The organism is Falsiroseomonas oryzae (assembly GCF_027856955.1).
Lineage (GTDB): Bacteria > Pseudomonadota > Alphaproteobacteria > Acetobacterales > Acetobacteraceae > Falsiroseomonas > Falsiroseomonas oryzae.
The window spans coordinates 1-7,655 of the sequence record NZ_JAPSMD010000260.1; the positions used below are offsets into that span (position 1 = coordinate 1).

Consider the following 7,655-nt stretch of genomic DNA (forward strand, 5'->3'; position numbering starts at 1 on the left):
AGGCACCAGCAGCGGGACGGCGTCGCGGCGGCCGGCACGCGCGGTGGCCGGCAGGGCCAGCCCCGCGAGTATCCCGGCCAGGGCGCGCCGGCCGGTCCTCACCCCGCGGGAGCGCCGGCGGGCTGCGCCGCCTCGCCTTTCCGCAGCGCCTTGGCACCGGTGAACAGCACGATCGGCGCGGCGATGAACACCGAGGAGGAGGCGCTGATGACGATGCCGAACAGCATGGTCCAGGCGAATCCGCCCAGCGTGTCGCCGCCGAACAGCGCCAGCGGCACGGCCGAGAGGAACAGCGTGGCGGAGGTGCCGAGAGAGCGGTTCAGCGTCTCGTTGATGGAGAGGTCCACCAGGTCGCGCAGCGGCATCTGCTTGTACTTGCGCAGGTTCTCCCGCATGCGGTCGAACACCACGACCTTGTCGTTGGCCGAGAAGCCGATGATGGTCAGGATCGCAGCGACCGTCTGCAGGTTGAACTCGATCTGCGTCAGCGCCAGGAAGCCGACCGTCTTGGTGGCGTCCAGGAACAGCGTGACGATCGCCGCCACGCCGAACTGCCATTCGAAGCGGAACCAGATGTAGAGCAGCATCGCCAGGAAGCTGATGCCCAACGCGATCATGCCGCCGCGGAACAACTCGCCGGAGACGCGGTTGCCCACCGCCTCCACGCGCAGCACGCGGGTGCCGGGCGCGGCCTGTTCCAGCGCGGCGCGCACGCGGTTCACGGCGGTCTGCGTGCCGGCCTCGTCCGACTGCACGGGCAGGCGGATCAGCACCTGGTCGGGCGCGCCGAATTCCTGCAGGCCGACATCGCCCAGGTTGAGCGCGGAAGCGGCGGCGCGCAGCTGCGCCAGATTCGCCGGGCCGGGCGTGCGCACCTCCATCACGATGCCGCCCTTGAAGTCGATCCCGCGCTCGAGGCCCGGATAGAAGGCGAGGATCACTGAGGCCGTGGAGAGCAGCGCCGAGACGATCAGCCCGATCACCGCCCCCTTCATGAAGGGGATCTTCGTGTTGTCGGGCACCAGCCGGAACAGCGGGCGGGAGAGCAGGCGGAACATCGCGCGTCCTCCCCCTCAGACCGGCAGGGCCTGCGGCCGGCGGCGGCGGTACCAGCTCGCCACCATCAGCCGCACCACCACCGTGGCGGTGAACATCTGCACCACCGTGCCGATTGCGACGGTCACCGCGAAGCCGCGCACCGGGCCGCTGCCGAAGGCATAGAGGCAGCCCATCGCGATCAGGTTGGTCAGGTTGGAATCAAGGATCGTGCCGGAGGCCTTGCTGAACCCGGCCTCGAGGGCACTGATCGGCGTTCGCCCGAGCTTCACCTCCTCCCGGATGCGTTCGTTGATCAGCACGTTGGCGTCGAGCGCGGTGCCGAGCGTCAGCACGATGCCGGCGATGCCGGGCAGCGTCAGCGTGGCGCCCATCACGCTGAGGATGCCGATCATGATGATCACGTTGGCCAGCAGCGCGACATTGGCGAGCCAGCCGAAGAAGCCGTAGGCCAGGCCCATGTAGAGGAAGACGAAGGCGGTGCCGACCGCGAGCGAGGCGATCCCCGCCCGGATCGCATCCGCGCCGAGCTCCGGCCCTACGGTGCGTTCCTCCACCACGGTCAGCGGCGCCGGCAGGGCGCCGGCGCGCAGCAGCACGGCCAGGTCGTTGGCCGATTGCGCGGTGAAGCTGCCGCTGATCTGGCCGCGGCCGCCGGTGATCGGCTCGCGGATCACCGGCGCGGTGATCACCTTGTCGTCCAGCACGATGGCGAAGGGCCGGCCGACATTGTTGCGCGTCACCTCGGCGAAGCGGCGCGTGCCGACGGAATCGAAGGTGAAGTTCACCACCCATTCGCCGTTGCGGCTGTCCTGGCCGGCGCGGGCGTCGTTCAGGTTGGCGCCGTCCACCTCCACCCGGCGGCGCACGGCAAAGCGCTCCTGGCCGCGTTCCCCGGCGAGGAACATGGTGCCGGGCGGCGGCGTGGCGGATTGCAGGTTCGCCGCCTCGTCCAGCAGGTGGAAGGTCATCCGCGCGGTGCGGCCGAGCAGGTCCTTGATGCGGGCCGGGTCCTCGACGCCGGGCAGCTGCACCAGGATGCGGTTCTGGCCCTGGCGGGCGATCAGCGCCTCCACCAGGCCGCTCTCGTCGATGCGCCGCCGCACGATCTCGAGCGACTGCTCGACGGCCGACGACGCCTTGTTGCGCAGCGCCACCTCGGTGAGCGTCGCGGTGACGGTGCCGTCGGGCGCGGTGGTCACCTCGATGTCGGGCTGCTGGGACCCTGCGCCGGCATTCACGCTGATCGCCGCCTCGCGCAGGATGCGCGCCACGTCACCCGCGCGCGCGGGGTCGGAGACGCGCAGCGACACGCGGCGCTCCGCCGGGTTGGCGTTCAGCCCGGTGTAGAGGATGCGCGGATTGGCGCTCGCGGTGCCGCGGCGGACGCTGTCCACCAGCGACTCAAGCCTCTCCCGCACCATGGCGGAGGTGTCGACCTCCAGCAGCAGGTAGGAGCCGCCGCGCAGGTCCAGGCCCAGGCTGATCTGGCGGGCCCAGCTTGGCAGGCTCTCGCGCGGCAGGAGGTTCGGCACCGAGAGAAGGACGCCGAGGAGGCAGACGCCGACGATGGCGAGCGCCTTCCAGCGGGCGAAATACATCATGGCCTGAGACGAGCCTGGATCCCTGTGTGGCAGCCCTGTCCCCCGCCGTGAGACAGGTTGGGCCTTTGCGCCGGGAACATGCGCGGGGGTGCCCCCCGATGCAAGCCCGGGTTATGCCGGACCGGGTGCCGAAGGGTGGGGCGATGAAACTGCGGGTGGCGGTGCTGGGGGCCGGGCATTTCGGGCGCTTCCATGCGCTGAAGGCGGCGAAGGGGCCGCGCACGGAGCTGGTCGCGGTGCACGACGCCGACCCCGCCCGCGCCGCAGCCGTGGCCGCCGAGGCCGGCGCACCCGCCATGGAGCTGGACGCCGCCATCGCCGTGGCCGACGCCGCGATCGTCGCCGCGCCCACGCGCTTCCACTTCGCGCTGGGCCAAGCCGTGCTGCGCGCCGGGCGGCACCTGTTCATGGAGAAGCCGCTCGCTGCCACCCTGGCGGAGGCCGACGCGCTGGCCGCGCTGGCCGCGGAGCGGGGACGGGTACTGCAGGTCGGCCATATCGAGCGCTTCTCGGCGGCCTTCCGCGCCGTGGTCGCGGCGCCGGGCAGGCAGGACGCGGTGTCGTGGGAAGCGATGCGCGCCGCGCCCTTCCGGCCGCGCAGCCTGGATGTCTCGGTGGTGCTGGACCTGATGATCCACGACATCGACCTGGTCCTGACCCTGGCCGGGGAGGAGCCGGCAGAGGTGCAGGCGGTGGGCGCGCGGGTCGTCTCCGACCATCCGGATTTCGCGGTGGCGCGGCTGCGCTTCCCCTCCGGCCGCGCGGCGGTGATCACGGCCTCCCGCGTCTCACTGGCCATGGAGCGGCGGCTGCGCGTGCTGGGGCGGGAGGGGGAGATGGCGGTGGACTTTCTCGGCCGCAGCCTCGCGGTGCTGCGCCGGGGCGGGGCGGAGCCGGTGGCGAACATGCCGGCGCATGGCATCGACCGGGCGACCTGGACAGACCATGACAGCCTGGAGGCCGAGCAGGCCGGCTTCGCCGCCGCCTGCCTGGACGGCGTGCCGCCGGAGGTGGACGCGGCCGCCGGGCGGCGTGCGCTGGCCGCGGCGCTGGCGGTGGAGGCGGCGATCGGGTGAGGCGGGGGCGGCCGCGCCGCTTTGGCGCTTTGCCACTTTGCCGCTTTGGCCGCTCGCGATGCGCCGGCTTCGGACAAATTCCCCTCTCTTCCGGAATGGACTGACCGGTCAGGTGGGGAACCCGGGCGGATTCACGCGGTCAAAGAGCGCGCCGGCCCGGGCAGGGCGGCAAGGCATCTTATCCTAAGATGCCCCGGGCTATCCGGGCGGGTCCAGCGGAATCGCGGCACAGCTGCGGGTGACGTGAAGGCGGGGATCCCGTCGCGGCCACGGCTCGCGGCCCGCGGCCCCGGGGCCGGCTTGCGCGTCCGGCATCACCGTCCGGCGCGGCGGCCGCCGCAAGCTTGCGGCGGCCGGCGCATCTCAGCGGCGCCTTGCGACCAGCCCCATCGCCAAGGGGAGCCCGGCAAGCACGGTGGCGAGGCCCAGCCACTGCACAGGCTCGGGCCATTCGCCCGCGACCGGGATGCCGGCCAGCACCGCGAGGCCGGGAACCATGGCCGGGAACATCGCCGCGCGGGCCGGCCCGAGCAGCGTCACGGCGCGGCCGAAGGCGAAGACCGCGAGCAGCCCGGACAGTGCGCCCTGCACCAGCGCCTGCGTCGCGATGACACCGCCCCCCTGCGCCGCCAGCCGCGGCGCGTCGCCGAAGACCAGCCAGAGCGGCACTGCCGCCGCCCCGCCGATCAGCGCGACCGCCACCGTGGCGCGCCAGGCATCCACCCGCCAGCGGCGCGCGGCGATGGTGAACAGCGCCCAGAGCAGCCCCGCCGCGGCGAAGATCAGGTCGCCGCGCCAGGCCTCGCCGCCGGCCATGCCGGCACCGGACACCAGGGCGAGCCCCGCCACGACGATGCCGACGCCGGCCCAGCGCGGCAGCGCGATCCGCTCCTTCAGGACCAGCATCGCCAGCAGCATGGTGGCGATGGTGACGACGGCCGGCTGCACCACGGCGCCATGCGCCAGTGGCGCGTAGCGATAGCCCCAGGTGCCGAGCAGGATGAACGCCGGCCCGGCGAAGAGCGCGAGCACCGCGCCGCGCCGCCAGCCGATCCCGCCGAGGTCCCGCAGCCCGAGCCGCGGCAACAGCGGCAGCACCAGCAGCGCCGCGGTGCCGTAGCGCAGCAGCGCGAAATCCAGCGGTGCGAGCCCGCCGACGATCCCGGCACGGGCGAAGGCGAGGTAGCCGCCCCAGATGACCGCGGCTGCAAATCCCCAGGCGAGGCCGGCCAGCGCCGGCATCGCCGCCATCCCGCCGGCGAGGCGCATCGCGACCGCGGTCATGCCGGCACCGCCAGGCGGTCCAGCGCCGCCAGCGCCGCGTCGGGCTCCACGCGCCGGCGGTAATCCGCCTCGGCCTGGGCGAAGGCGATGCGGCGGTCGGGGCCGACGACGAAGGTCGCGGGCATCGGCAGCCGCCAGCCCGCCCGGCCGTTCACCACCTCCAGCGCATGACCGAACCGCCGGTAGAGCGCGACCAGGTCTTCGGGCAGCGCATGGCTCACGCCGAAGGCCGCGCCCGCCACGTCCTCGCTGTCCGACAGCACGGGGAAGCCGAGCGCGTTCCGCTCGACGGTCGAGAGCGTCCCGTCCGGCGCCTGCGGGCTGATGGCGACCAGCCGCGCGCCGCGCGCCGCCAGGTCGGGCAGGCGCGTCTGCCAGGCGCGGAGCTGCAGGTTGCAGTACGGGCACCAGCCGCCGCGGTAGAAGACGATCACCGCCGGCGCCAGGTCGTGCAGCCGGCGCGGCGCGCCGGTGGCGTCGGGCAGGACGATGTCGGGCAGCACGGCGCCTTCGGGCAGGATGCGCGCCTCGGCGGCGCGCTGGTCCGCGATGCGCGCGGCGATCAGCGCCTGCGCTTCCTCCGGGGCCTTGCGCGCCCATTCGGCGCGGAAGGCGTCGAGCTCGGCCTGGAGCCCCATCCCCTCGGCGCCCATCACGCCGCCGCCTTCCGCCGGCGGGACGGGGCCACCCAGGCGGTCTTCGCCATGAAGGCGTCGAGCGGCGTGCCGGTGAGGTGGTTGGCGTAGTTGCTGATCGTCTTGGCCGCGATGGCGACCAGCAGCTCCAGCGCCTGGCGGCTGGCGTAGCCGGCGGCCAGGAACGTCTCCAGCACGCCGGGCGGCACGCGGCCGCGCAGGTTCACCATCGCCGCGACATAGGCGCGCAGCGCCTCGAGCTTCGCGTCCGGCAGCGTCGTGCCCTCGCGCAGCGCCTCGATGGTGGCGGCGTCCAGGCCGGCGCCTGCCGCCAGCACGGAATGGCCGGAGACGCAGTACTCGCATTCATGGATCGCGCTGACGGTGAGATAGGCGACCTGCTGCTCGGCCGGGGTCAGGCTGGTCTTGCCGAAGGCGTCGAACAGGCCGTTGTAGGCGTCGAGGGCGACGGGCGCCTCGGCGAGCTTCGCATGCAGGTTGGGCACGAAGCCCCAGCCGGCCTTGATGCCGGCGAGCGTGGCGCGCGCGGCCTCCGGCGCGGTGTCGGGGGTGTGGGTGGGGAAGCTGGCCATCGGGGTCCTCCTGGCGATGCGGCGCGATCGCCGTGGCCGATCTGTGCCGTCTTGCGCGGCCGGACGGATCGCGGCGCCGCCGGCTTCCCCCTATCCGCTTTCCGGATGACCCTGCCGCTGGCAGCATCGGCGTGGATGGACCTGCTGCTGCACTTCCGCACCTTCGTGCGCGTGGCCGAGCTTGGCGGCTTCTCCGCCGCCGCGCGGGCGCTGAACGCCTCGCAGCCCGCGGTGTCGCGCCAGGTGGCGGATCTCGAGGCGCGGCTCGGCGCGCGGCTGCTGCACCGCTCCTCCACCGGCGTGTCGCTGACGGAGGACGGGATCGCCTTCCTCGACCAGGCGCGCGCGGCGCTGGAGGCCGCCGAAGCCGCGCTCGGCCTGCTGGGCGCGCAGCGCGGGGAGGTTGCGGGACGCGTCAGGCTCGGGGCGGGCGTCGCCTTCGGGCGGCTGCATGTGGTGCCGCGCCTCGCGCCACTGCTGGCGAAGCATCCCGGGCTGAGCATGGAGCTGCACCTGGCCGACGGCGCGGCCGACCTGGTGGAGCAGGGGCTGGACGCGACCATCCGGATCGGCGCGATCACCGATCCCGCGCTGGTGGCGCGGCGCATCGGGATGACGCGGCGCGCCGTGGTGGCGACGCCGGGCTACCTGGCGCGCGCCGGCACGCCCGAGCGGCCGGAGGATCTGGTGCGGCACGACTGCCTGCTGTTCACCGGGCTCGCGACCGGCGAGGCGTGGCCCTTCGAAGGGCCAGAGGGTCGGGTGATGGCGCCCGTGCGCGGCCGTTTCCGCGCGAATTCGAGCGAGGCTGTGCGGGCCGCGGTGCTGGCCGGGATGGGGCTGTATCTCGCGCCGATCTGGCTGTTTGCCGAGGAGCTGCGGGACGGCCGCGTCGTGCCGGTGCTGCCGGACTGGACGCCGACGCTGCTGCCGATCCAGGCGGTGTTTCCGACGCGCCGCCAGGTGCCGCCGCGGGTCCGCGCGGTTGTGGATCATCTGGCGAACGAGTTCCGGCTGGACCCGTCGCTCAGCGACCATGTCGGCGCGTGACCGCGGGCGCCTGGGGCGGGCCTCGAGCACGTTCCGATCGGCTGGAATCGGCCGATCGGAAGGCCGTGCTCCAGAAGCGACGCCTCTGAAGCGGCTTATGCCCGTACGGCCAAACCGCGCAGCGGTTCCACCCGTATGGGCGCTGCTCTAGCCGCGCAGGTCCCCCTGCGCGATGCCGAACGCCTCCGCGAAGCCGCGCCAGCCCGGCGGCGTGATCTCCAGCGCCCGGCCGCCGGCGCGCCGTCGCACCCAGCCCAGCTCGAAGCAGCGCGCGCAGAGCGCGGCGCCGAGCACGCCCGCGACATGCGGTCGCCGCTCCGACCAGTCGAGGCAGGGCCGGCAGAACAGGCGGCCGCC

Annotated in this window: 7 protein-coding genes and 1 pseudogene; 2 read left to right on the plus strand and 6 right to left on the minus strand. The window is 73.6% G+C overall.

The genetic code is table 11. The annotated features are described in order from the left end of the window. Positions 1 to 98: 98 nt before the first annotated feature. Together secF and secD are read right to left on the minus strand one after the other, a co-directional pair. A complete protein-coding gene (gene secF / locus OZN99_RS20745; RefSeq protein ID WP_408611878.1) occupies positions 99 to 1,049 on the minus strand; it encodes a protein translocase subunit SecF in 951 nt (316 codons plus the stop codon). A 24-nt stretch (positions 1,050 to 1,073) separates the two neighbouring features. After that, positions 1,074 to 2,660 (minus strand): protein translocase subunit SecD, encoded by a 1,587-nt coding sequence (gene secD, locus OZN99_RS20750; RefSeq protein ID WP_270937161.1) that lies wholly within the window; start codon positions 2,658 to 2,660, stop codon positions 1,074 to 1,076. Positions 2,661 to 2,803: 143 nt separating this feature from the next. Here secD and OZN99_RS20755 point away from each other — a divergent pair, with 143 nt between their 5' ends. Then, complete coding sequence (locus tag OZN99_RS20755; protein ID WP_270937162.1) at positions 2,804 to 3,736, plus strand: Gfo/Idh/MocA family protein; 933 nt, start codon at positions 2,804 to 2,806, stop codon at positions 3,734 to 3,736. A 363-nt stretch (positions 3,737 to 4,099) separates the two neighbouring features. Here the strand turns inward: OZN99_RS20755 and OZN99_RS20760 are convergent, their stop codons facing one another. Genes OZN99_RS20760 through OZN99_RS20770 form a run of 3 tightly spaced genes read right to left on the minus strand, consistent with a single transcriptional unit; the run spans position 4,100 to position 6,248 of the window. Then, positions 4,100 to 5,020, minus strand: coding sequence for a DMT family transporter (locus OZN99_RS20760; protein ID WP_270937163.1), 921 nt, complete (start codon positions 5,018 to 5,020; stop codon positions 4,100 to 4,102). Next, a complete protein-coding gene (locus OZN99_RS20765; RefSeq protein WP_270937166.1) occupies positions 5,017 to 5,673 on the minus strand; it encodes a peroxiredoxin-like family protein in 657 nt (218 codons plus the stop codon). Before OZN99_RS20765 ends, OZN99_RS20760 begins: the two co-directional genes overlap by 4 nt. Further along, the gene (locus OZN99_RS20770) at positions 5,673 to 6,248 is read right to left on the minus strand and encodes a carboxymuconolactone decarboxylase family protein (protein ID WP_270937164.1); all 576 of its coding nucleotides are present in this window, start codon (positions 6,246 to 6,248) and stop codon (positions 5,673 to 5,675) included. Before OZN99_RS20770 ends, OZN99_RS20765 begins: the two co-directional genes overlap by 1 nt. A gap of 135 nt (positions 6,249 to 6,383) precedes the next feature. Between OZN99_RS20770 and OZN99_RS20775 the strand changes: the two genes are divergently transcribed. Continuing rightward, the gene (locus OZN99_RS20775; RefSeq protein WP_270937165.1) at positions 6,384 to 7,298 is read left to right on the plus strand and encodes a LysR family transcriptional regulator; all 915 of its coding nucleotides are present in this window, start codon (positions 6,384 to 6,386) and stop codon (positions 7,296 to 7,298) included. A gap of 147 nt (positions 7,299 to 7,445) precedes the next feature. Here OZN99_RS20775 and OZN99_RS20780 read toward each other — a convergent pair. Beyond that, positions 7,446 to 7,655 (minus strand): annotated as a pseudogene (locus OZN99_RS20780) (ArsR/SmtB family transcription factor); the annotation flags it as partial.

Excerpts from the sequence above, each read along its gene's own strand:
- secD (WP_270937161.1), bottom strand. The coding sequence starts at position 2,660 with ATGATGTATTTCGCCCGCTGGAAGGCGCTCGCCATCGTCGGCGTCTGC.
- OZN99_RS20755 (WP_270937162.1), top strand. The coding sequence starts at position 2,804 with ATGAAACTGCGGGTGGCGGTGCTGGGGGCCGGGCATTTCGGGCGCTTC.
- OZN99_RS20760 (WP_270937163.1), bottom strand. The coding sequence starts at position 5,020 with ATGACCGCGGTCGCGATGCGCCTCGCCGGCGGGATGGCGGCGATGCCG.
- OZN99_RS20765 (WP_270937166.1), bottom strand. The coding sequence starts at position 5,673 with ATGGGCGCCGAGGGGATGGGGCTCCAGGCCGAGCTCGACGCCTTCCGC.
- OZN99_RS20770 (WP_270937164.1), bottom strand. The coding sequence starts at position 6,248 with ATGGCCAGCTTCCCCACCCACACCCCCGACACCGCGCCGGAGGCCGCG.
- OZN99_RS20775 (WP_270937165.1), top strand. The coding sequence starts at position 6,384 with ATGGACCTGCTGCTGCACTTCCGCACCTTCGTGCGCGTGGCCGAGCTT.